The sequence below is a fragment of the Providencia rustigianii DSM 4541 genome (genome assembly GCF_000156395.1).
Lineage (GTDB): Bacteria > Pseudomonadota > Gammaproteobacteria > Enterobacterales > Enterobacteriaceae > Providencia > Providencia rustigianii.
Genome location: NZ_GG703818.1, coordinates 461,222 through 486,286, shown reverse-complemented (window position 1 = coordinate 486,286; position 25,065 = coordinate 461,222). Strand labels below are relative to the sequence as shown.

The following is a 25,065-nucleotide window of genomic DNA, read 5'->3' as shown; positions in this document are numbered from 1 at the left end:
CCTGTTATCTACAATGTATCATGTGCCTGCACTATGAAGAGTCAATACCGCTCTCAAAACAGACCCTATTGTTGCTCATAAATTTGAATAATGGCGCATATTGTAGCAGAGGATAGCCACCGATAACGGTAGCCTTTTGTGCCATTTAGTCTCAATTAACCTAAACATTACCTCATCTAAGGCTAAAAAACCTTAAAAACAGTTTTAATTACCCGTTTTTTATTAGTATAAAAACCCATAGATTAGGAGATAGTCATGACCAACAACATCGAACCGCCAGTTAAATTCAGTAAAAATGATATTGAAATTATATCTAAGCGTAAATTATTTAACGGTTTTTTTCAAATTATTGAATATCGATTTAAGCACCGATTATTTGCGGGTGGCTGGAGTAAAGAAATTGTCCGAGAAGTCTTTGAAAGGGGACATGCAGGAGCAGTATTACCCTATGATCCTCAAGAGGATAAGGTGGTACTGATTGAGCAAATTCGCTTTCCTGCCATTGAGTCTAGCGAAACGCCGTGGTTGTTAGAAATTGTGGCTGGAATGATTGAACAAAATGAATCTCCTGAAGAAGTGGTCCGACGTGAATCCGTCGAAGAGGCTGGATTAACGCTTGGGCGAACTGAAAAAGTGATTAGCTATCTTTCTAGTCCAGGAGGGACCTCGGAACGCATTCATGTTTTTGTCGGTGAAGTCGATAGTGCTCAAGCGAAAGGTATCCATGGGTTAGCGACCGAAAATGAAGATATTCGGGTGCATGTGGTGAGCCGTGACCAAGCATATCAATGGGTTGAAAGTGGTAAAGTTGATAATGCGGCGACGGTAATCGCCATTCAATGGCTGCAACTAAATTATCAAAAATTGCATGAAAAATGGGTGAAACAGATTTAATTAACCATTAATCTAATGAAGTGTGTGCTAATTAGCAGATATTGAGTAAGTAGTCAGGTTAGAATCATACCGTTATTGACTCCACTACTTGGATAAATTGGTTTAAGTCTATTTTTGAGGAAAAGGAATACTTTTGGACAGCCAGCTTAAAGTGACTGCTAATAACCCTAATGTTGTTAGAATTTTACAAGTTACTGATACGCATCTTTTTGCTGATACGGAAAATACCCTTTTAGGGATCAATACTTACCGAAGCTATCATGCGGTACTTGATGCTATTGCAGAACAGAATTTACCTATCGACTTAATCGTGGCGACAGGGGATCTGGTTCAAGATCAATCACCAAAAGCTTACCAGCATTTTGCTACAGGAATTGAACATATTCCTGCGCCTTGTGTTTGGCTACCGGGGAACCATGATTATCCACCGGCGATGGTCGGTACCTTAAAAATAGCCGGTATTTCCAGTGCAAAGCAGGTATTTATCGGTGATGAATGGCAAATTTTGATGCTTGATAGCCAACTGCAAGATGTGGCACATGGTGAATTATCTGAACAACAATTGGAATGGATGAAAGCGTGTTTGGATGCGGAGCCAACGCGAACAACGCTAATCATGTTGCATCATCATCCGTTGCCTTCAGGTTGTACTTGGCTGGATCAACATAGCCTGAGAAACTCACATATTTTAGCTGACTATCTCAAGAATTATCCCAATGTAAAAGCCATGCTATGTGGGCACATTCATCAAGAAATGGATGAGGATTGGCACGGTATTCGGTTACTGGCGACACCATCAACTTGTGTTCAGTTTAAACCTCACTGCACGAATTTTGCTTTGGATTGTATGGCTCCAGGTTGGCGTTATTTGGAGCTGTGTATCGATGAAAATGGTCATCGAGAAATCACGACCCATGTCCACCGTTTAAATACGCGGGAATTTAGCCCTGACCTTGAGTCTGATGGTTACTGATGGCGACCTTATTATATATCCACGGATTTAATAGCTCGCCATTATCCGAGAAGGCGAGCAGCCTGAAAACATGGCTGTCGATCAACTATCCACACATCAAAATGATCGTGCCTCAATTACCTAATTATCCCCAGCAAGCCGCAGAGATGCTCGACAAAATTATTGCTGACCATCAGCATCAAAATATCGGTTTGGTGGGTTCTTCATTAGGTGGTTACTTTTCAATTTACTTTTCTGAACGTTATCAAATTCCTGCGGTACTTGTGAATCCAGCGGTGCGCCCTTTTGATTTATTGAGCGATTATTTGGGTGAAAATACCAATCCCTATACCCATGAAACTTATGTATTAGAGCCTCAACATATACATGAGTTAAAGGCGCTTCATCTAGAAAAGATAACGTCACCCAATCTACTTTGGTTATTACAGCAAATGGGGGATGAGGTACTTGATTATCGCCAAGCCGTTGCCTATCTTTCAGAGTGTAAACAAACGGTGGAACCAAACGGAAATCATTCCTTTATTGGGTTTGACAGTTATTTCCCTCAAATAATTCGCTTTCTGGGGCTGATAGAAGACGCTCAGAAGTAGAGAATTTATAGAAATAGTGCGAAAACACGAAGACACTGTTATTATCAACAGTAACTCTCTGATTGAATATACCCGATATATTTGAATTATTTAGGATATAGTTCGATTAATCACCTATTACCGCAGAATGACAACATGACTCAATCTAGTTATAACGCAGAGGACATTGAAGTCCTCAGTGGTTTGGAGCCTGTTCGCCGTCGTCCTGGCATGTACACTGACACCAGTCGACCGAACCATCTGGCACAAGAAGTAATTGATAACAGTGTCGATGAAGCCTTAGCAGGTCACGCTGGGCACATTGAAGTGATTTTATATCCCGATCAATCCTTAGAAGTGATTGATAACGGGCGTGGTATGCCTGTTGATATCCACCCTGAAATGAAAGTGTCCGCGGTGGAATTGATCTTAGGGCAACTCCATGCGGGTGGAAAATTCTCCAACAAGAACTACCAATTCTCTGGTGGTCTACATGGTGTTGGGATTTCCGTAGTAAATGCGTTATCAAAACGTATTGAAGTCACAGTGCGCCGTGATGGTCAGGTCTACCAAATCGCGTTTGAAAATGGCGATAAAGTTGAAGACTTACATGTCATCGGCACTTGTGGCAAACGAAACACAGGAACCAGTGTCCATTTCTGGCCTGATGTTAGCTACTTTGATAGCCCAAGATTTTCAGTTTCTCGTTTAACGCATAACCTAAAAGCAAAAGCAGTTTTATGCCCTGGCGTACAAATTACGTTTAAGGATCTGCTCAATGAAACTGAGCAAAGCTGGTGCTATAGCGATGGTTTAACAGACTATTTAATGGAGTCGGTGGACGGGTATGAAACATTACCCGTCAAACCATTCACAGGCGAATTATCTGGTGAAGTAGAAGCGGCTCAATGGGCATTACTTTGGTTACCAGAAGGTGGTGAACTTCTCACTGAAAGCTACGTTAACCTGATCCCAACAGCACAGGGTGGAACCCACGTTAATGGTTTGCGCCAAGGTTTATTAGATGCCATGCGTGAATTCTGTGAATTCCGTAATATCTTGCCTCGTGGCGTGAAATTATCCGCGGAAGATATCTGGGATCGCTGTGCGTATGTCTTATCCGTTAAGATGCAAGATCCGCAATTTGCAGGGCAAACGAAAGAACGTCTATCCTCTCGTCAATGTGCAGCGTTTGTTTCTGGTGTTGTTAAAGATGCTTTCAGCTTGTGGCTAAACCAAAACGTTCAAGTTGCAGAGCAGCTGGCCGAAATGGCGATTTCTAGTGCTCAACGTCGCTTACGCGCTTCCAAAAAAGTGGTGCGTAAGAAACTCACTAGTGGCCCTGCTTTACCCGGAAAATTGGCGGATTGTAGCTCTCAAGATCTTTCAATGACCGAATTATTCTTGGTTGAAGGGGATTCCGCAGGGGGCTCGGCAAAACAAGCCCGTGACCGTGAATTCCAAGCGATTATGCCTTTGCGCGGTAAGATTTTGAATACATGGGAAGTTTCTTCTGATGAGGTTTTAGCCTCTCAAGAAGTCCATGATATTTCTGTCGCGATTGGTATGGACCCCGATAGTGAAGATATGTCCCAGCTCCGTTACGGTAAAGTGTGCATTCTCGCGGATGCGGACTCCGATGGATTGCATATCGCGACATTATTGTGCGCCCTGTTTGTTCGCCATTTCCCTAAACTAGTGAGAGAAGGGCATGTGTATATGGCGATGCCGCCTTTGTACCGTATCGACTTAGGGAAAGAGACACACTACGCCTTAGATGAAAGCGAAAAAAATGCGGTGCTAGACAGATTAAGCCGTAAGAAAGGTAAACCCAACGTTCAACGCTTTAAAGGTTTGGGTGAAATGAACCCACCACAACTGCGTGAAACAACGTTAGATCCGAATACTCGCCGCCTTGTTCAGTTAACTATCGATGATGATAATTACACTGAAACCATGTCGATGATGGATATGCTTCTTGCAAAAAAACGCTCTGAAGACCGCCGTAATTGGCTGCAAGAAAAGGGTGATACGGCAGAAATTGAAGTCTGATCTCAAGCAGATAAATTAGAGTAAGGAACGTATTGAATGAGTGAAATTACTCATGATGGTGTGGAGCGTATTCCGCTTCAAACCTTTACTGAAAACGCCTATCTGAACTACTCCATGTACGTCATCATGGATAGAGCGTTGCCGTTTATCGGTGATGGGCTCAAGCCAGTCCAGCGCCGCATTGTGTATGCCATGTCTGAATTGGGACTGAGCAACGCAGCGAAGTATAAAAAATCCGCTAGAACCGTCGGTGATGTATTAGGTAAATATCATCCTCATGGAGATAGTGCCTGTTATGAAGCCATGGTGTTAATGGCGCAGCCATTCTCATATCGCTATCCATTGGTGGATGGGCAGGGGAACTGGGGGGCACCGGATGATCCTAAATCATTCGCCGCGATGCGTTATACAGAATCTCGTTTATCTAAATATGCTGAAGTATTACTTAGCGAATTAGCCCATGGCACGGTTGATTGGGTTCCTAACTTTGACGGTACCTTAAACGAACCGAAAATGTTACCCGCTCGTCTACCCAATATTTTATTGAATGGGACGACGGGGATCGCAGTCGGGATGGCAACAGATATCCCGCCTCATAATGCCCGTGAAGTGGCAAGTGCATTAGTGGCATTACTTGAGAAACCAAAGCTAAATCTCGACGACATTATGCAATATATTCCGGGGCCTGATTACCCGACTGAGGCGGAAATTATTTCGTCGCCGGAAGATATTCGTAAGATTTATCAAAATGGTCGTGGTTCAGTTCGCATGCGTGCTGTATGGGAAAAAGAAGATGGCAATGCGGTGATCACTGCACTTCCTCACCAAGTTTCTGGTGCGAAAGTGCTTGAGCAAATTGCTAACCAAATGCGTGCGAAGAAGCTCCCAATGGTGGAAGATTTACGTGATGAATCTGACCATGAGAATCCAACGCGATTAGTGATTGTTCCTCGCAGTAACCGTGTAGATCTTGAACAAGTCATGACCCACTTGTTTGCAACCACAGACTTAGAGCGAAGCTATCGTGTTAACTTAAACATGATTGGATTAGACAACCGCCCATCAGTCAAAGGTCTGGTTGAAATTCTGAATGAGTGGATTACATACCGTCGTCAAACGGTGCGTAATCGCTTAAATCATCGTTTAGAAAAAGTATTAAGACGCCTGCATATTTTAGATGGTTTATTAATCGCATATTTAAATATTGATGAAGTGATTGAGATCATCCGCGCAGAAGAAGAACCTAAGCCTGTGTTAATGTCCCGTTTTAATATTAGCGAGACACAAGCTGAAGCTATTTTAGAGTTAAAATTACGTCACTTAGCGAAACTCGAAGAGATGAAAATTCGCGGTGAGCAAGATGAATTAGCCAAAGAGCGTGATGAATTACAGGCTATTTTAGGCTCTGAAGCTCGCTTGAATACCTTGATTAAAAAAGAAATTCAGGCTGATGCAAAAGCGTATGGGGATGATCGTCGTTCACCATTGCAAGAGCGTGAAGAAGCAAAAGCACTGAGTGAACACGAAATTTTACCGTCAGAGCCGATCACCGTTGTGTTATCTGATATGGGATGGGTGCGCAGTGCGAAAGGGCATGATATTGAGCCAAGTAACCTGAGCTATAAAGCGGGGGATAGCTTTAAAGAAGCCGCCAGAGGTAAATCTAATCAAGCTGCGGTCTTCCTTGATTCAACCGGACGCAGCTATTCCGTAGATCCTCTGGAATTGCCTTCTGCTCGTAGCCAAGGCGAGCCACTTACGGGTAAATTAACGTTACCGCCAGGTGCGACGATTGAGCATGTGTTAATGGCGCCAGAAGAGCAAAAATACTTGATGGCGTCTGATGCAGGTTACGGTTTCATTTGTACCTTTAATGATTTGGTTACCAAGAATAAAACCGGTAAGGCTCTAATTTCATTGCCTGAAAATGCCAAAGTTCTATCGCCAATTGAGCTGAATAACGAAAAAGAAGATTTGTTATTAGCAATTACTAAGGCGGGAAGAATGTTGTTATTCCCAGTATCAAATCTCCCTCAGTTATCGAAAGGGAAAGGGAATAAAATCATTAATATCACCGGTGCGCAAGCCGCCAGTGGTGAAGACCTGCTAGTTTGGCTGATGGTGGTACCACCTCAATCGGCGATTACCCTCTATTTTGGTAAGCGTAAACTGAAATTTAAATCTGAAGACTTGCAAAAATATCGTGCTGAGCGTGGTCGTAAGGGGACAACCCTACCTCGTGGTTTGCATAATATTGAACGTATCGATGTTGATACAGTGAATGCAGAGTAAAAATAACAAGAATGTATGGGCTTGTTTCAAGCCCTTTGAATAAGTTAAGGAATCTTATGCTAGCGCTAATTAGAGCTATCATTGTTATTATATTTACCATTTTGGTGTGTGTTGGCGGCAGTATTTATTGCTTATTTAGCCCGCGTAACCCAAAACACGTGATGACGTTCGGACATGCATTTGGTCGTTTATCATCGGTATTAGGTATCAAAATGATTGACCGTGTTCCAGCTAAAGCTAAGAACTATGGTCCAAGTATCTATATTGGAAATCACCAAAATAACTACGATATGGTGACGATGTCGAATGGTGTTCAACCAAGAACCGTGACAGTGGGTAAAAAAAGCCTCGTTCTGATCCCTTTCTTTGGGTTCTTATATTGGATTACGGGAAATATTTTAATTGACCGTGGTAACCGTTCAAAAGCCCATAACACAATTTCTCAAGTTGCAGACCAAATCAAATCTCGCAAAATTTCGGTATGGATGTTCCCTGAAGGTACTCGTAGCCGTGGGCGTGGGTTGCTGCCATTTAAGACGGGGGCATTTCATGCCGCGATTGCCGCTGGGGTTCCGATTGTTCCCGTGTGTGTTTCGACCACTCAAGGAAAAATAAAGCTCAATCGTTGGAATAATGGTCATGTGATTATCGAAATGTTGGAGCCTATCGATACATCCGGTTATACCAAAGAGCAGGTCAGAGAATTATCTGAATATTGCCATCACCTGATGGAAGCTAAAATCAAAGAGTTAGATAAAGAAGTTGAAGCGTTGAATAAGCGTTAATATCTAGGCTATATCAGGCGATAGAGCATTTATTTCTAGCACTCTGTCGCCTACTTTTCAGTTAAATTATTTCATTTCAAATTAGTTAAATTTTAATTATTAATAGATATATTTTTAGAATTTAATTCTCTTTCGCGATATCATGGCTCGCAAAATTATCTCAGGATAAAATTATTGTATCTAAGTAGTAGGATTACCAGCGCCAACCTAAAACTACTCATATAAATAACTCTATTTTTATGATTTATTAAAATAATTTGCTGGTATTTTATTTAGCGGAGAATTTATGTCATTCAGTCGTTGCCGATCCTTGCTGGTGAGTGGATTGGCTGTATGCCTATTCCATATTTCAGGTAATGTGAGCGCGGAGGGGACTACAGCACTCCCAGTTCCTCCATTATTAGAATCTCGTTCGGGGCAGCCACTTTTTCTCACATTACAAAAGATTCATTGGTCTTTTGATGGAAAATATTCCGCCGAGATCTTGGGGATTAATGGTTCATCACCCGGTCCGACGGTACGAGTAAAAAATGGCGATGATTTAAAACTGATTTATAGCAATAGGTTACCTGAAGCAGTTTCGATGACAATCAGTGGGTTGCAAATACCAGGCACTCAAATTGGTGGTGCGGCTAGGCTAATTTCGCCAAATGCGGATTGGTCACCGGTTATGCCTATTCGCCAAAATGCGGCGACACTTTGGTACCATGCCAACACCCAAGGAAAAATGGGGCAACAGATTCATGATGGTCTGTTTGGTATGTGGATCATTGATGATGAATTTACGAAAAACTTACGGCTTCCAAAGCACTATGGTGTTGATGATTTTCCTATTATTATCCAAGATAAGCGTTTAGATAATTTTGGTGCTCCAGATTATCACGCGAATGACGAGGGGTTCCTTGGGGATACTCTGCTCGTGAATGGTGTGCAAGACCCTTATATTGAAGTCTCTCGTGGTTGGGTACGCCTAAGATTATTGAATGCTTCAAATTCAAGACGTTATGTCATGAAAATCAGTGATGGTCGACCATTTGTGATGATTGCATCAGATCAGGGAATATTGACTGTACCTGTAAGTGCACAAGAGTTATCTATGGCTCCGGGGGAGCGCCGAGAAGTCTTAATTGATATGGCAAAAACCCAAGAGTTAACTATCACAGCAGGTGAGTCAGCATCCTTTATGGATCGTGTTAAAGGACTATTTGAGCCATCAAATAACCTGATTTCAACGAATGTGCTGACCATCAAAGCAACCGGATTAATGTCGTTAGTTACTGATGATGTCCCTGCTCAGTTAGTGGAAGATAAAACCCAGATTACCTCGACGATCACCAATCGCGATATACAGCTCAATGATCCGGTTGGTATTAATGGTGCGACACTTGATACTAACCGCGTGGATATTACGAGCCGCCAAGGTAATTGGGAACGCTGGAGCGTCACGAGCCAACAGCCTCAATCTTTCCATATCGAGGGGGTGCGCTTTAAACTGATTAGCTGTAATGGGCAACCTGCTCAACCAGAAAACTTTGGTTGGAAAGATACGGTATGGATTGATGGGCGCTGTGAGTTATTGGTACAAATGCTGCAACCTTCTTATAACCATTTTCCATTCTTATTTTATAGCCAAAATTTAGAAAAGGCTGATTTAGGCTCTGCTGGGCAGCTGGTTATCACGCCACAAGATGAAGTGAATTAACTGATATTTATAGCCCCAAATAATATTGGGGCTTTTATTTTTTAGTGTGATTGGACTAGCTAAGTGCCACACGGATACCAAATGCGACAAGCACCACACCAAGTACCTTATCGACATATTTCTGCACTTTTGATAGCCATTTCCTGACGGGTGCACTTTGAATCAGTAAGACTAAAATTGGCCAGTAAATTACGGCTAATCCCCAGATAATAAATGCAAACCACAGTTTTTCAGAAAATGTTGAGTCCACACTTAAAACTTGGGTAAAAATAGCCAAGAAGAATAGTGTCGCTTTAGGGTTCAATACATTACATAGAAAACCTTGCATAAAGGCTTTCTTGAATGAAACACGCTCATGTTGCGTTAAATTCAAGTCCACTTGTTGTGCCGACTGAGGCATCAAACTTTTAATACCTATCCAAATTAAATAAGCCGCTCCGGCATATTTTAATACATTAAATAGCCAAGGCGTGGTGGTAATTAACACCGCTAACCCAGCAACACAATAAGACATATGTAATGCTATCGCGACGATAATGCCTAATGCTGTCATCATGGCAGCGGATCGTTGGTAGCGTGCGGAATTTTTTATGATAAGGAAAAAATCAGGACCGGGAGATAGCATGCCTAGGGCTGCAATGGTCGCGACCATGATACTGGTCTGATACATAATATAATCTCTTTATTTTGCGTTGAACTAAACTGAGTAATAAGGGACTAAAAGCGGTATAAATGTTGTTTTATGTATTGAAGTTAGCTGTTTGAGTATAAGGGATTGCATCCTATTTAAGGAAGATTAAATTTAGTCGACGAAGTATGCCTCTTTCCGTATAGTGTGCTCAATTTTTTATATTTAGTTTCTAAGGTGGTTAGATGAATATTAGCTTAATCGCAGCAATGGCGTTCGATCAGGTTATCGGCATGGAAAATGCGATGCCTTGGAATTTACCGGGAGATTTGGCATGGTTTAAGCGCCAAACATTGAATAAACCCGTTATTATGGGGCGTGTAACCTATGAAGCGCTTGGTCGTCCATTGCCACAAAGAGTAAATATTGTTTTAAGTAGCCAAGCAGGCACCGATGCAGGTGTGATCTGGGTGAAATCCGTAGAAGAAGCATTAGAAGCAGCGAAAGCCGTTGAAGGATGTGATGAAATCATGGTGATCGGCGGTGGTAAAGTCTATCAACAATTTTTACCAATGGCGAACAAGCTGTATTTAACACATGTGGATGCAGAAGTGATCGGGGATACCCATTTCCCTGCGTATGAACCCGATGAGTGGGATTCTATTTTCACTGAATACCATGAAGCTGATGAAAATAACTCCCATGGTTTTTGTTTTGAAGTGTTGACGAGAAGAGCTTAAGCCTGACTTTAGTTTTTTATAAAGTTAAGAATGGCACCGCGTGGGTGCCATTTTGCTATTTAGCGGGTATGGAATTACTCTTTACGGCGCTTTTGGTGGGATTTTTGCCGATGAAACGTTTTTGTTTCCCAATGGAAAAGTGTTAAATCACCTCCCCAGCAGCAACCCGTATCTATTGCATAAACCCCTTCAGGCGTAAATTTACCTTCTAAAGAAGCCCAGTGACCGAAGAAAATGGCGTAATCTTTCGGGAATTTACTCGGCAACGCAAACCACGGTTTTAATGGTGGAGGTGCTTTAGCTGGACTTTCTTTGCAGATCATATCTAACTGCCCATTAGGGAAGCAATAACGTAGGCGAGTGAGTGCATTGGTACTAAAGCGTAATCGACCCAGTCCCATCAAGCTATCAGACCAATTGTTTGGCATATCACCATACATGGAATCGATGAAGAGTGGGTAGGCATCGCTAGAAAGAACGGCTTCAACTTCACGCGCGCACATTTTCGCGGTTTCAATATCCCACTGAGGTGTGATACCGGCATGGGTCATCACGATTTTTTTATCTTCATCAATTTGAAGTAATGGCTGGCGGCGTAACCAATTGATTAACTCATCAATATCCGGAGCGTTGAGTAATTCATCTAAATTATCTTTTGGCTTGTTACGACTGATTTTACAGTAGATGCCAATCAAGTGCAGATCATGGTTGCCAAGAACCAGACGAGCGGCAGAACCGAGGCTTTTTACGTAGCGTAAAACATGTAGAGAGTCAGGTCCCCGAGCGACCAAATCGCCAGTTAGCCATAAGGTATCCTGCTGAGGATCGAAATTAACGCTCTCTAGAAGTTCACGTAGCTCACGGTAACAACCGTGTATATCACCTACAATATATGTGGACATAATTAATTAATCAGCGTTGGTATAGCGAGTCGAAAAGCGGGGATATCAACATGAAAGTTGACCCCTTGATCGCTAAGCATAACGTAATAGCCTTCCATCGTACCCATTGGCGTTTCTAAAATTGCCCCACTGGTATATCGATATTCAGTTCCCGGTAAAATGACAGGTTTTTCACCTACAACACCTTCACCTTGAACTTCAGTTTTATGACCATCACTGTTGGTAATGAGCCAATAACGGCTCATTAATTGTATGGGAATTCGCCCTAAATTACGGATGCAAATGGTATAAGCAAATACATAGCGGGCGATTTCAGGTTGTGACTGGCTTTCTATGTAGACACTTTGAACTTGGATGCTCACATTGGGATCATTCAGCATTGTGCCTCCTCAGATTTTCTATTCCGACAAGTTAGACAGATAGTTTGCCATCTTACAATAGTGCGCTACAGAGATATTTTCAGCACGAGTACCGGGATCGATACCCAGCTCAATTAGCTGCTCAACACTCAGCAAATCCCCAAGACTATTGCGGATAGTTTTACGACGTTGGTTAAATGCTTGAGTCGTAATACGGCTCAACATTTTAATGTCCTTCACCGGATATGGATTTTCGCGATGAGGGATCAATCTTACCACCGCAGAATCCACTTTCGGTGCTGGCGTGAATGATGTCGGTGGAACTTCAAGTACAGGAACAACATTACAGTAATATTGAGCCATGACGCTTAAACGTCCAAACGCTTTACTACCAGGCCCAGCTACTAAACGGTTTACCACTTCTTTTTGTAGCATGAAATTCATGTCTGAAATTGAATTGGTAAATGTAAACAGATGGAACATTAATGGCGTTGAAATGTTATATGGCAAGTTACCAAATACGCGAATAGGTTGCCCAGCTTGTTTTGCGAGCTCGCCGAAATCAACGGTCATGGCATCTTGCTGGATAATCGTCAGTTTATCTTTGAGTTGTGGATGGACGTGCAGACGTGCCGCCAGATCGCGGTCCAATTCTACTACCGTCATTTTATCCATTCGGCTACCGACAGGTTCGGTTAATGCGCCGAGACCGGGGCCAATTTCAACAATGGCTTGCCCTGGTTGTGGATGCATGGCATCGACGATACTGTCGATAACAAATTGGTCAGTTAAAAAGTTCTGCCCGAAACGTTTGCGGGCGAAGTGCCCCTGATGGACTCTATTATTCATGAATTCTTTTGTGTCATTTGGATAGCTAACTTTAATGCGGTAATAAAGCTACCAGCATCGGCTTGACCCGTACCGGCTAATTCTAGCGCTGTGCCGTGATCGACAGAGGTACGGATGAATGGCAGACCGAGGGTAATATTTACCGCTCTGCCGAAACCTTGGTATTTTAGCACAGGAAGTCCCTGATCGTGATACATAGCAAGTACTGCATCTGCATCATTTAAATACTTAGGTTGAAAAAGAGTGTCTGCAGGTAATGGACCCACTAATGTGATCCCCTGCTGACGCAGTGTTTCAAGGGCTGGAATGATGGTATCGATCTCTTCCATTCCCATATGTCCGCTTTCACCGGCATGAGGATTTAGCCCACAAACATAAATGTGTGGATCTTCAATGCCAAACTTGGTTTGCAAATCGTGGTGCAAAATGGTGATGACTTCATGCAAACTTTGCTGGGTAATGGCGGCAGAAACATCTTTTAGCGGAAGATGTGTAGTGGCGAGTGCCACACGAAGCTCTTCAGTAGCCAGCATCATCACGACTCTTTCACAGTGGCTTCTGTCTGCAAAAAATTCGGTATGCCCACTAAACGGGATCCCTGCGTCGTTAATAATCCCTTTATGTACAGGACCTGTTACAAGTGCCGAAAACTCCCCGGATAAGCATCCATCGCAAGCTTTAGCTAATGTTTGGGTAACATATTCACCGTTTTTAACATTGAGAACTCCAGCTTTCACTGGCGCATCAAGGGTAACGGGAAGAATAGTGAGATGACCAGAAACAGAGGCTGATTGCGGTTGATTTGGTGAGTATTCTTGTAGCGTTAATGGCAGGTTCAGTATTTTTGCTCGTTGTACAAGCAACTCCGGATCTGCACAAGCAACCAGCTCAACAGGCCATGCTTGTTGAGCCAACTGAATGAGCAAATCCGGACCAACCCCGGCAGGCTCGCCGGGGGTTATTACAATAGGCTTATTTTGCGTTTTCATCATTTGATTGGTTTTGACGACCATCGACGATATTCACATAAGCTGCAGCTCGTTGTTCTTGCATCCAAGTTTGTGCTTCTTCATTAAACTTGCGGTTAAACAGCAAACGGTATGCTTGATCTTTCTTCGCTGCGTCGGTTTTATCAACATTGCGAGTGTCTTCTAACTGAATTAAATGCCAGCCAAAACTTGAAGGAACAGGTTGGCTAATTTCACCTTTTTTCAGTTTCATCAGTGCATCACGGAATGCAGGGTCGTAAACATCAGGCATATTCCAACCTAATTCACCGCCTTTTAATGCACTTCCTGGATCTTCTGAGTTTTCTTTAGCCGCTTCTTCGAAAGAAATTTTACCGTTACGGATTTCTTGAGAAAGCTGAGTCAATTTCTGTCTTGCCATTGTATCATCCATGATTGGGGATGATTTCAGCAAGATATGACGAGCTTTAACTTCGGTAACTGAGATTGGCTGTTGGCTACCACCACTGATTTCATTAACACGTAGAATGTGGAAACCGACACCTGAACGAATTGGACCAACGATATCGCCTTTCTTCGAGCTTTTTAGCTGATCAGAGAAAACAACCGGCAGTTCTTGCAGACGTGACCAACCCATATTCCCGCCTTTTAAGGCTTGAGGATCCGCAGAGTATGCAATTGCTAACTTACCAAAGTCAGAACCTTTTTTCAGTTCAGACAACACTTTGCTAACTAATGCTTCGGCTGTTGCAAGTTGCTCTGGCGTTGGGTTTTCTGGCAGAGGGATTAATATATGGCTTAAATTAACGCCCATTTCAGCATTTGCTTGAGAATCCATCTGATTAGATAACGCATCCACTTCTTGAGGAAGAATGGTAATACGACGGCGAACTTCGTTATTGCGAACCTCGGCCAATAACATTTCTTTGCGAATTTCGCTGCGATATTTAGCCATGTTGATACCGTCAGCAACTAGACGTTTTTCCATCTGTGCGAGGGTCAAGCCATTTTGACGGGCGATATCTTCAATCGTAGCATTAACTGCTTCTTCAGGAATATTCAGCTGCATTTGGTTAGCCATCTGTAGCATGATGTTATCCATCACCAAACGCTCGATGATCTGGCTACGCAGAGTTTGGTCGTCAGGAACTTGCTGACCTGAGTTACGCGCATTTAACTTAACGGTATTGATCATATTCTGGACGTCACTTTCCAGCACAACTCCGTTATTGACAACCGCAGCCACTTTATCCATTTGCTGTGGCGCAGCTAAGCTAGCAGAGCTTGCGAACACCAGTCCCAGAATAAGCGTTCTCCAATTCTTCATAATGGTCCTATAAAATTAACTTTGATTCCGCATGTTGCGGGCTAATCGTGATCTTTATGTTGCGGGTTATCAGAAAGCACGTTGATAAGGCATAATACCTTGTTTCAACATCTCCTGACTACCTAAACTATGATTGTTATTTAGGCCTCTAAGTTCCACATTAATTGACCATTTATTATCATATTCACTGCTGAATTTCTCTTTTTGCCAGCCAACAATCTTACGTTCGTAGCCTAAATTCACCGCCCAACAGCAAGTATTGTACTGTAATCCCACCAATTGGCTGGCTGGTTGTTGCTGCTTGGTATCATAGTAGTATGAGCCCACAAAGCCCCAACGCTCGCTTAATGGCCAACTTAAAACAGTACCGATTTGGGAAATACCTTGCTGGTATTCAGGTAAAGTATAGGTATAACCACCTTGAGTATCCTCACGACGGAAGGTCGCTTGAATGTAGTCGCGATCAACAAAACGGTAATTTAATTGAATTAATCTATCTGCATCGAAGCGGTATTCTGTGACTGCATTACCCATCGTGACACTGCCGAGGCGACGGTCATATTGTAATCCGCCACGAATCCCCCAGTTCTCATCAATGTGCCACATCGCATCGGTTGCCCACATTAATGAGCCGGTATCACTCTTATCATCGATTTTCAGCGTAGAATTACCTGCCCGAGGACGCTCTAAATAATAAATTTGACCCACGGAGAAGTTAAAACGTTCCGCAAGGGATTCATCATAAATTCGAGTGGTTACACCGGTGGTAAACTGGTTTGCTGAAGCTATACGGTCAAGCCCACTGTAGATGCGATCACGAAATAGCCCTGAATAATCCGATTGCAATAGGGAGGAATCGTAGTTATTGATATTGTCCTGATCTTTATAAGGAATATATAGATATTGAACTCGAGGCTCTAAAGTTTGAACAAAATCACTACCTTGGAATAGGTCACGCTCAAATACCACTTTTGCATCACTCTTAAACATTGGGAGTACACGAGTGACATTTTTTTCTAGATTGGAATCTTTGTTTGAGTTTGGAATATCCTGATCATAATGGGTCGCCATCAGTTTAAAACTGTTGTTCATCTGCGCCCAACCATTGGATAGCGGCATGCTAACTTCAGGTTCAATATGTAAACGGGTTGCATCTGGGTTATTTTCGCCGACGCTGGTAAAGCGTGCCGCTTGAGCATAAGTGTGGAAGTCAACCATTCCAATATCATTTTTATAATAGTTGAAGTCAACTTGCGGCTCGGCTTTATAGGCGCGTCGATTAGGATCATCAACAAACACTTGGAATTGTTTGTGGGTAACGTTCATATTCCAGTTGGTATCGGAATAGCCGACATTAAATTTCTGTGTGGCGTAACCATCCGTAGTACTACCATACTGAGAGCTAAAGTCAGTAAAGTATTGAGGATCACTGACCTTGGTAAAGTCAGCGCCGAAATTCCAATGTTGGGCATAGGTACCAGAATGACGCCAGTATAATAACCAACGGTCATCGCTCTCACGAGCGTCACGTTTACCACTCTCTTTATCTTTAATATAGGCGCGGTCATGATTTAAAAAATCAAATGCGACAGTACCCGTACCCGGCGTAATTAAGTAACGGAATTCATTATTTAACTTAACGCCTCGGTGGGTCATAAACCGTGGTGTGATGGTTGCATCATAATTCGGGGCGATGTTCCAATAATAAGGGAGAGTAAACTCTAAACCGTCATTGCTGGAATAACTACCCATTGGAATCAAGAAACCAGAGCGGCGCTTGCTACCAATTGGTAACTGCATATATGGGCTATAAAATACCGGGATATCCGCTATCTTAAAGCGTGCATGCCAAATCTCAGCGACTTCCTCTTCGCGATCAATAATCACTTCTGAGCCCGCGACGCTCCAACTGCTATTACCCGGTAAGCAGCTGGTGAAAGTTCCGTTTTCCATAATGGAATAGCGATTTTCACCACGCATTTTCATTTTTTTCGCTTCACCGCGACCTTGACGACCAACCATCATATAGTTGCCGTCATCCACATCGGTATTTTTATTATCTAAGTTAGACCAAGCGGAAGGACCTTTTAGGATAATTTGCGGATCGTCATAATGGACATTTCCGGTGGCAGTAACTTCACGAACAGGGAGTTCGCCTGCTTTTTGAGTTTGCGTTAATTTGACGTTATCCGCAGTCAGGGTTTGGTTGCCCTGCTGAATGTCGACGTTGCCAGTATATTCCACGAAGCTTGGATACTCACCGAACATATCATTAGCGTGGATCTCAATAGGTAAGCTATTTGGATCGCCAGTGACAATAGGTTTGTCATAAACAGGAACACCAAGCATACATTGTTCTGCGAGGTCAGCATGCGCCTGCTGACTATAAATAGCCGCCCATACCATGGTGGCGATTATTGTTGGATAGCTTTTTTTCATCATTAAATATGTAGTCCGTCAAATTGGCACAGTCGGCAAACGCTCAAAGACTAACTTAGCCAACCCGTTTGCGCCAGTATAATATAAAAACTATTGCGCTCGTAGTTAGGTACCTTATCGTTATGCACATAAAATACTGAGCTCATACTTAATGAGTTATCGATATTTATGAACAGAGTCGTTATGCACAAGAGCAGAATGAATAGTATGATAATGCAAAATTGAATTCTGAGCATTGAAGAATTGAGGGATATATGCACTATTGGGGTAAAATTATTGGGGTGATACTCGCGATCGTCTCTGGGTTAGGGTTCTGGGGAGCGTTAGCTGGTTTACTTATTGGTCACGGTTTTGATAAAGCATCGGCACAGCGTAAGTTTGCTGGCGCAATAAATAAACGAGACCGCCAAATTATTTTCTTTGCGAGCACCTTCCAAATTTTAGGGCATTTAACCAAGTCAAAAGGGCGTGTAACAGAGACTGATATTCAGTTAGCGTCAAATTTGATGGATAGAATGCAGCTCCTTGGTGAAACACGTAAAGCGGCTCAGCAAGCTTTTAGGGAAGGCAAATCGCCAGACTTTCCACTGCGCAATGTGCTAAAGCAATTGCGTATGGCTTGCTATGGTCGTTTCGACCTGATTCAGATGTTTCTGGAAATTCAATTACAGGCGGCTTTTGCGGATGGAACATTGCATCCGAATGAAAGAAAAGTGCTGTTTATTATTGCGGAAGAATTGGGGATATCGAAAGTTCAGTTCGAACAATATTTGGATATGATCCAAAGTGGTCGACAATTTGGTCAGGGGTATTCTCAACAGCAATCCGGTGGGTATTATCAGCAGTCTAGTGGACCGACCCTTGAAGATGCCTGCAAGGTGCTTGGTGTCTCTGCGGATGATGAACCGACCAAAATTAAGCGTGCCTACCGTAAATTAATGAGTGAGCACCATCCAGATAAACTGGTGGCAAAAGGGTTGCCACCAGAGATGATGGAAATTGCTAAACAAAAGGCGCAGTCAATTCAAGCGGCTTATGACCTAGTCAAAAAAGAGCTTGGCTTTAAATAGTTTTCCAGCATATTTTGCACTACTGCGTTGTTATCGTTATTCATGAACCCTAGTTTCGTCACTATCTACCCCCTAGGGATTCGCTTAATTGATGCCTTGCAGTAGTCTGAAAATATCGGTACGGCAGTTAAAAGCTAAGCGACTTAAATTGCATTAGAAATCAGGCTGGCAGGTAAAATGCATCGGTGTGCCATAGGCCGGGTGTGTGATATAGAGCTCCTGAGCATGTAATTGCAAACGTGGTGCCAGTGCTAATGCTTCTTCATGGGCATAAAATCTATCCCCTAAAATAGGGTGTCCTAACGCTAACATGTGCACACGTAATTGATGGGAGCGACCTGTAATGGGGGACAGCTTTACCCGAGTGGCTTGCTCTTCATATTCTAAAACTTGGTATTCGGTTTGTGCCGATTTTCCGGTTTCAAAACACACTTTTTGCTTTGGTCGATTTGGCCAGTCACAAATCAGCGGTAAATCGATTAAACCCTCTTTATTTTCCAAATGCCCCCAAACCCGTGCAACATAATGTTTTTTAGGCTCACGCTCTCTAAACTGACGTTTTAGCTCCCGTTCAGCTGCTTTATTTAAAGCCACAACCATGACACCACTGGTTGCCATGTCTAAGCGATGGACAGATTCCGCCGCTGGATGATCTCGCTGAATTCGGCTGATAATACTGTCATGGTGCTCGGGAGCTTTTCCCGGAACGGACAGCAATTCACTGGGTTTGTTGACTACGATGATGTGTTCATCTTGGTAGAGTATGTGTAGCCAAGGATCCGTGGGTGGATTGTAGGGCAGCATGATAATTATCCTTTAGGGGATACTGGGTATTAGTAAAAAATACCCAGTATTGTCAGCTAGTTACTGATGGGTAACGACAACTAAGCGGATAGCGTCGAGGCGCCATGTGGCTTGGTCGATATTCGTCATCAGCTGCTGGCGCTCTTCTTCGATAATATCGAGTTCTTCATCTCGAATATTTGGGTTAACCGCTTTTAGTGCTTCTAAGCGAGAAAGCTCCAGCGTTAACGCTTTATCAGCCGCTTCCTTAGCATTCTCAATAATGACTTTAGCTTCTTTTTCCACCATCGGTTCGGACAGGCGTAGCACTGAATGGACTTCGCTTTGTACCGCATTAACCAGTTTACTCGCCATATGGCGGTTAATGGCATTTAGCTGACGGTTAAAGCTTTCAAACTCGACTTGAGATGACAAGTTATTGCCTTTTAAGTCAACTAGCAAACGTACCGGTGTTGCTGGTAAGAAGCGACTAATTTGCAGTTGTTTTGGTGCTTGAGCTTCAACAACGTAGATGAGCTCAGTCAGTAATGTTCCGACTGGCAGCGCTTTATTTTTCAATAAAGAAACGGCGCAGCTTCCGGTATCACTTGATAAGACCAAATCTAAACCATTACGGATGATCGGATGCTCCCAACTGATAAATTGAGTATCTTCACGCGACAATGCTTGTTCACGGTCAAACGTGATGGTGCAACCATCTTGTGGTAGCCCCGGGAAATCAGGAACTAGCATATGATCCGATGGGGTCAGGATAATTAAATTATCACTCTTATCTTCTTGGTTGATCCCAACGATATCAAACAGGTTAAGTGCAAAGTTTACCAGCTCGGTTTCGTTATCACCTTCGCCAATTTCTTCGGCTAATTTATTACCTGCATCTCCGCCATTGGAGTGCATTTCGAGCAGACGGTCACGGCCTTGCTCCAATTGCGATTTCAATGCATCGTGCTCTTCACGGCAAGCTTTAATAAACTCATCAAACCCTTCAGTCATGGTTGGCTCTGCCATAAACTGCAACAGTTGTTGATAATATTTATCATAGATGGCGCGACCCGTTGGGCAAGTGTGCTCAAAGGCATCGAGACCTTCGTGATACCAACGGAGCAATACAGATTGCGCTGTATGTTCTAAATAAGGGACGTTGATAACGATGTCTCGAGTTTGACCAATACGATCCAAGCGCCCAATACGCTGTTCCAGTAAGTCTGGGTTGAATGGTAAATCAAACATCACTAACTGGTTAGCAAACTGGAAGTTACGACCTTCAGATCCAATTTCAGAACACAATAAAACTTGCGCGCCTTCTTCTTGAGAAGCGAAATAAGCTGCTGCACGGTCACGTTCCAGTAAGGATAAACCTTCATGGAATACGGCTGCGCGGATACCTTCACGTTCGCGAAGGACTTGTTCAAGTTGCAATGCAGTGGCAGCTTTAGCACAAATTACCAGAACTTTTTCTTGACGATTTGCAGTTAAAAACCCCATTAGCCATTCAACGCGTGGATCAAAGTTCCACCAAGTCGCATTTTCACCTTCAAACTCTTGGTAAATCTGCTCTGGATATAGCATCTCTTTAGCGCGAGTTTCCAAATCCTTTTTCGAACCCATAATACCTGCAACTTTAATCGCTGTTTGGTACTGGGTTGGCAGTGGCATTTTTAAAGAGTGAAGTTCACGGCGTGGAAAGCCTTTCACACCATTACGGGTGTTTCTGAATAATAGACGGCTCGTTCCATGTCTATCCATCAGCATGTGAATCAGCTCTTGGCGTGCAACTTGGCTATCGTCGCCATCGAGATTCGCAGCTTTTAAAAGAGGTTCAATATCTTGCTCTTTGATCAATTCACTCAGCAGATTTTGCTGATCATTTGTTAATTTATCGCCAGATAATAGAAGTGAAACAGCATCAGCAACAGGGCGATAATTTTCTTGTTCAGCGATGAATTCTTGATAATCGTGAAAACGACTTGGGTCGAGCAGACGTAAGCGAGCAAAGTGGCTCTCTTGGCCCAGTTGCTCAGGGGTCGCGGTTAATAGCAATACTGATGGAATATGTTCCGCAAGAGTTTCAATGACTTGATATTCACGGCTTGGCGCATTTTCACTCCACTGTAAATGGTGGGCTTCATCAACGACCATCATATCCCAGCCAGCTTCGACTAATTGGTCGAAACGTTGTTTATTGCGGCGCACAAAATCCAGTGAACATAGAACTAATTGCTCGGTCTCAAATGGGTTATCGCTGTCGTGTTGCGCTTCACTATAACGGCTATCATCAAACAGAGAAAAACGGAGATTAAAGCGGCGTAGCATTTCCACCAGCCATTGGTGTTGCAAGCTATCAGGAACGATAACTAACACGCGCTCAGCACGACCGGCCATCAGTTGTTGATGGATAATCATACCCGCTTCGATGGTTTTACCTAAACCAACTTCATCCGCAAGGAGAACGCGAGGATGGTGGCGTTTACCCACTTCATTGGCAATATGGAGCTGGTGTGGAATAAGGCTAGCACGAATACCACGTAGCCCTGTGGCTTGGTGTTTGACTTGCTCACTTTGGAACTTACGTGCACGGAAACGTAACGCAAAGCGATCCATGCGATCAATTTGACCAGCAAATAGTCGGTCTTGCGGTTTATTAAAGGTCAGTTTGCTATCAAGAAAAACTTCTCTTAGGCTGACATCCGCTTCTTGGGTATCTAAGCGAGTACCGATATAAGTTAGTAACCCTTCATCTTCTTGAACATGTTCAACTTGAAGTTGCCAGCCTTCATGGCTGGTAATGGTGTCACCTTCGTTAAACATAACTCGGGTAATTGGGGCATCATTGCGTGAGTAAAGTCTGTTTTCACCTGTTGCAGGGAAAAGTAACGTCACCATGCGGGCATCAACTGCCACAACGGCGCCTAATCCAAGTTCGCTTTCTGTGTCGCTGATCCAGCGTTGACCAAGAGTAAATGGCATAGGTTTAATTTAATTCCATAATTTTGATTGTTTGTTTTTAGATTTTTAAGACAGCTAATTAGTGTCTTTGCCCAGTGTTGATATAAACAAGGGTGATACGAATTTTTATTATTTTTGCTGCTAAGGCAGTTATAGCCCTTTAATAATACGCGTTGGGCCACTCAATTTATGATGAGTATAACCGATTATCCCACCAAACTGCGTACATTGAAGGTCGATATATCAAAGGGGCGTTATATTAATTCAACATTCGCTTATCGTCACCTGTTAAAAATGCGCCACCTATAATAAGAATTATACAATTTGCTCTTTTATATGCATTTTAAAACAGTAGGTTGATTTGCCCAGTTAAAATAGTATCAAAGTCATCATGCAGGAACGGTAAAATACCATCGGCGATGGGTTTGATTTGTTTGAGAATATAGTGCTCATAGTCTGGGGGAGCCGTTAAAATTTCCAGCGGCTCTGGTCCTGCTTGAGTCATTAGATAGCTGATCCAGCCACCATTTTGATACTGTAAAGGACGCTGTAATTTCAAATTATATTCGTCAGCTTGGCGTGCGGCTCTGACATGGGGTGGTACATTGCGTTGATAATCTGACAATTTACGGCGCAGGCGTTTGCGGTAAATCAATCGATCGTCATATTCGCCAGAACGAATTGATTGAATGTAGCTACGAATAAATTCTTTATAGGGCTGCCGATGAAAAATACGGCTATATAGCTCTTTTTGAAAATATTGAGCAAGAGGTGTCCAATCGGAGCGAATGGTTTCCAATCCTTTAAATACCATCGTATCTTGGCTTAGGCCTGCATAGCGCTTTTTACTTCCTTGGTCAGTTCCACGAATGGTTGGCATTAAAAAGCGGCGATAGTGGGTCTCATATTCCAGTTCGAGAACCCCATCAAGTTGCCATTCTTGTTTTAAATGTTGTTTCCACCATTGGTTGACATGATCACGCAGCATATAACCAATTTTCAGAGCTTGTTCATCCGTATGAGCTTCTCGTAGCCAAACAAATGTAGAATCTGTATCCCCATAAATTACCTGATAACCTTGCGCTTCAATAAGCTGTTTAGTGACCCGCATAATTTCATGACCACGCATGGTGATCGATGCGGTTAGGCGAGGATCAAAAAACCGGCAGCCCTCAGCGCCTAAAACACCAGCAAAGGCGTTCATAATAATTTTCAATGCTTGAGATAGTGGGGCATTTTTTTGTTGCTTGGCTTTATCACGTTCTTGCCAAATACGGCTAACAATATCCGGTAAACAGTGCGTCGTGCGAGAAAACCAAGCACCACGAAACCCTTGGACGGAGTGTTCTGGTTCAGGGTGTGCCAGCCCTTCAATCATCCCTGCGGGATCGATTAAAAAGGTACGAATAATCGAGGGATACAGACTTTTGTAGTCTAAAACCAGTACCGAATCGTACAAACCTGGCTGGGAGTCCATCACAAATCCACCGGGATTGAGTTGAAATTTTTGCTCAGTCAGGTTGGGCGCAACAAAACCCAAACGGTGTAATCGAGGGATATAGAGATGAGAAAAAGCGGCCACCGACCCCCCCATGCGATCTGCGGCTAACCCGGTGACACTCGAGCGTTCTTGTAAGAACGCCATTAAGTCTGTTTTCTCAAAGATACGGTGAACTAAGATACAGTCTTGAATATTGTAGTGAGCCAACGCGGGTTTATCATGAGCAAATCGGCGGTTAATTTCATCCATTCGATCATAAGGGGTATCGATGGCTTTACCTTCTCCCAGTAGCTGTTGAGCAACAGATTCCAGACTGAACGAGCTAAAGCTCCATGTGGCGGATTTTAGCGCATCGATGCCATCGATAATTAACCGACCTTCCGCAGCGGCAAAAAAGACCCCCGGTTTAAAGCCATGCTCTCGCCATTCAAGTTTTCGCCCTTGGCGACCAAGTAGTAGCGGAATGCCGTAGCGCTCCGCGTGTTTTTGCAACACCTGCAAATCGAACTGAATTAAATTCCAGCCAATAATGGCATCGGGGTCATAGTGTTGTATCCATTCATTCAATTTTTCGAGGAGCTGAGGACGGCTGGTGACATACACCAATCGATGGTCTGTATTTAACGCAGGACCTTGGTCAGGGCCCAGCATAAACACCACATTATCATTGCAACCCGATAACCCGATGGAGTAAAGCTCCCCATGTTGGCTAGTTTCGATATCCAGAGAAACTGCTTGGATGGTTGGGCGATACTCTTCGCAGGGTTTTAATTGGTACTTTCCTTGTTGATTACGGGAAAACCAGACTGGGGCCGTAATAAAACGCTCCATAAGGTAGCGTTCACAAGGGCGAATATCGGTTTCAAGTAATTCCACGCCCAGCTCTTTACAGTTTCTATCTAGATTCTGCAATTGGCGATATTGCTGGCAATAAATAGCGTAGACTTTTTCACGATTAAAATCGTTAAGTTCAACGGCGCGATAGCTGATGTCTGCTTGCCCTTCAATAAGGTGGCGAACAAGAGGAAGCTTTGGTTCAGGCAAAAAACCGATGGCCTGTTGATAAGGGACGGTCACTTTCTGCGGCTGAGTATCGGTGAGTAACCAATAGGTAACCTCGACACCATAACGGGTGTCTCTCCAATGTCGACTGAGGATAAAACCTTTTTCAGTAGGAAAGTTGGATAAGGACATAAGGAAACTCGCGTAAATAATCTACGATTAATATACGCGGATAGTGTGAATTTATACAGTATTATTTATTG

The 25,065-nt window shown here is 43.2% G+C and carries 19 protein-coding genes; 9 read left to right on the top strand and 10 right to left on the bottom strand.

Annotated features, from left to right (window positions below; genetic code table 11):
- The first annotated feature begins 255 nt into the window (after nucleotides 1-255).
- The 7 genes from nudF to ftsP all read left to right on the top strand — a co-directional run bounded on the left by nudF (nucleotide 256) and on the right by ftsP (nucleotide 9,267).
- Nucleotides 256-894: an ADP-ribose diphosphatase gene (nudF, locus tag PROVRUST_RS07280; protein ID WP_006814107.1), complete on the top strand. Its 639-nt coding sequence runs from the start codon at nucleotides 256-258 to the stop codon at nucleotides 892-894.
- Between the two features lie 133 nt (nucleotides 895-1,027).
- The gene (gene cpdA, locus PROVRUST_RS07275) at nucleotides 1,028-1,867 is read left to right on the top strand and encodes a 3',5'-cyclic-AMP phosphodiesterase (protein WP_006814106.1); all 840 of its coding nucleotides are present in this window, start codon (nucleotides 1,028-1,030) and stop codon (nucleotides 1,865-1,867) included.
- Nucleotides 1,867-2,457: an esterase YqiA gene (gene yqiA / locus PROVRUST_RS07270; protein WP_006814104.1), complete on the top strand. Its 591-nt coding sequence runs from the start codon at nucleotides 1,867-1,869 to the stop codon at nucleotides 2,455-2,457. The genes cpdA and yqiA overlap by 1 nt, the downstream gene beginning before the upstream one ends.
- A 135-nt stretch (nucleotides 2,458-2,592) precedes the next feature.
- Nucleotides 2,593-4,488 (top strand): DNA topoisomerase IV subunit B, encoded by a 1,896-nt coding sequence (gene parE / locus PROVRUST_RS07265; RefSeq protein ID WP_006814103.1) that lies wholly within the window; start codon nucleotides 2,593-2,595, stop codon nucleotides 4,486-4,488.
- A 36-nt stretch (nucleotides 4,489-4,524) separates the two neighbouring features.
- Complete coding sequence (parC, locus tag PROVRUST_RS07260; protein WP_006814102.1) at nucleotides 4,525-6,780, top strand: DNA topoisomerase IV subunit A; 2,256 nt, start codon at nucleotides 4,525-4,527, stop codon at nucleotides 6,778-6,780.
- A 56-nt stretch (nucleotides 6,781-6,836) separates the two neighbouring features.
- Complete coding sequence (locus tag PROVRUST_RS07255; RefSeq protein WP_039854717.1) at nucleotides 6,837-7,565, top strand: 1-acylglycerol-3-phosphate O-acyltransferase; 729 nt, start codon at nucleotides 6,837-6,839, stop codon at nucleotides 7,563-7,565.
- A 286-nt stretch (nucleotides 7,566-7,851) separates the two neighbouring features.
- Nucleotides 7,852-9,267 (top strand): cell division protein FtsP, encoded by a 1,416-nt coding sequence (ftsP, locus tag PROVRUST_RS07250; RefSeq protein ID WP_039854715.1) that lies wholly within the window; start codon nucleotides 7,852-7,854, stop codon nucleotides 9,265-9,267.
- Nucleotides 9,268-9,322: 55 nt separating this feature from the next.
- Here the strand turns inward: ftsP and PROVRUST_RS07245 are convergent, their stop codons facing one another.
- Nucleotides 9,323-9,937, bottom strand: a complete 615-nt coding sequence (locus PROVRUST_RS07245) for a LysE family transporter (protein ID WP_006814099.1) — start codon at nucleotides 9,935-9,937, stop codon at nucleotides 9,323-9,325.
- Nucleotides 9,938-10,140: 203 nt separating this feature from the next.
- On the opposite strand from PROVRUST_RS07245, the gene folA reads away from it, so the two are divergent.
- Nucleotides 10,141-10,635: a type 3 dihydrofolate reductase gene (gene folA / locus PROVRUST_RS07240; RefSeq protein WP_006814098.1), complete on the top strand. Its 495-nt coding sequence runs from the start codon at nucleotides 10,141-10,143 to the stop codon at nucleotides 10,633-10,635.
- A gap of 74 nt (nucleotides 10,636-10,709) precedes the next feature.
- On the opposite strand, the gene apaH is transcribed toward folA, so the two are convergent.
- The 6 genes from apaH to lptD form a co-directional block, all read right to left on the bottom strand.
- Nucleotides 10,710-11,537: a bis(5'-nucleosyl)-tetraphosphatase (symmetrical) ApaH gene (gene apaH, locus PROVRUST_RS07235; RefSeq protein ID WP_006814097.1), complete on the bottom strand. Its 828-nt coding sequence runs from the start codon at nucleotides 11,535-11,537 to the stop codon at nucleotides 10,710-10,712.
- A 2-nt stretch (nucleotides 11,538-11,539) separates the two neighbouring features.
- Complete coding sequence (gene apaG / locus PROVRUST_RS07230; RefSeq protein WP_006814096.1) at nucleotides 11,540-11,917, bottom strand: Co2+/Mg2+ efflux protein ApaG; 378 nt, start codon at nucleotides 11,915-11,917, stop codon at nucleotides 11,540-11,542.
- Between the two features lie 18 nt (nucleotides 11,918-11,935).
- Complete coding sequence (gene rsmA / locus PROVRUST_RS07225; RefSeq protein ID WP_006814095.1) at nucleotides 11,936-12,745, bottom strand: 16S rRNA (adenine(1518)-N(6)/adenine(1519)-N(6))-dimethyltransferase RsmA; 810 nt, start codon at nucleotides 12,743-12,745, stop codon at nucleotides 11,936-11,938.
- Nucleotides 12,742-13,737: a 4-hydroxythreonine-4-phosphate dehydrogenase PdxA gene (gene pdxA / locus PROVRUST_RS07220; protein WP_006814094.1), complete on the bottom strand. Its 996-nt coding sequence runs from the start codon at nucleotides 13,735-13,737 to the stop codon at nucleotides 12,742-12,744. The genes rsmA and pdxA overlap by 4 nt, the downstream gene beginning before the upstream one ends.
- Nucleotides 13,718-15,040 (bottom strand): peptidylprolyl isomerase SurA, encoded by a 1,323-nt coding sequence (surA, locus tag PROVRUST_RS07215; RefSeq protein WP_006814093.1) that lies wholly within the window; start codon nucleotides 15,038-15,040, stop codon nucleotides 13,718-13,720. Before surA ends, pdxA begins: the two co-directional genes overlap by 20 nt.
- 69 nt (nucleotides 15,041-15,109) lie before the next feature.
- The gene (gene lptD / locus PROVRUST_RS07210; RefSeq protein WP_006814092.1) at nucleotides 15,110-17,482 is read right to left on the bottom strand and encodes an LPS assembly protein LptD; all 2,373 of its coding nucleotides are present in this window, start codon (nucleotides 17,480-17,482) and stop codon (nucleotides 15,110-15,112) included.
- A gap of 251 nt (nucleotides 17,483-17,733) precedes the next feature.
- On the opposite strand from lptD, the gene djlA reads away from it, so the two are divergent.
- Nucleotides 17,734-18,549 (top strand): co-chaperone DjlA, encoded by an 816-nt coding sequence (djlA, locus tag PROVRUST_RS07205; RefSeq protein ID WP_006814091.1) that lies wholly within the window; start codon nucleotides 17,734-17,736, stop codon nucleotides 18,547-18,549.
- Between the two features lie 153 nt (nucleotides 18,550-18,702).
- Here the strand turns inward: djlA and rluA are convergent, their stop codons facing one another.
- The 3 genes from rluA to PROVRUST_RS07190 all read right to left on the bottom strand — a co-directional run bounded on the left by rluA (nucleotide 18,703) and on the right by PROVRUST_RS07190 (nucleotide 24,994).
- Nucleotides 18,703-19,353, bottom strand: coding sequence for a bifunctional tRNA pseudouridine(32) synthase/23S rRNA pseudouridine(746) synthase RluA (gene rluA / locus PROVRUST_RS07200; protein ID WP_006814090.1), 651 nt, complete (start codon nucleotides 19,351-19,353; stop codon nucleotides 18,703-18,705).
- Nucleotides 19,354-19,413: 60 nt separating this feature from the next.
- The gene (gene rapA / locus PROVRUST_RS07195) at nucleotides 19,414-22,320 is read right to left on the bottom strand and encodes an RNA polymerase-associated protein RapA (protein WP_006814089.1); all 2,907 of its coding nucleotides are present in this window, start codon (nucleotides 22,318-22,320) and stop codon (nucleotides 19,414-19,416) included.
- 322 nt (nucleotides 22,321-22,642) lie between these two features.
- On the bottom strand, nucleotides 22,643-24,994 hold the full coding sequence (locus tag PROVRUST_RS07190; protein ID WP_006814087.1) for a DNA polymerase II: 2,352 nt from the start codon (nucleotides 24,992-24,994) through the stop codon (nucleotides 22,643-22,645).
- Nucleotides 24,995-25,065: the final 71 nt, after the last annotated feature.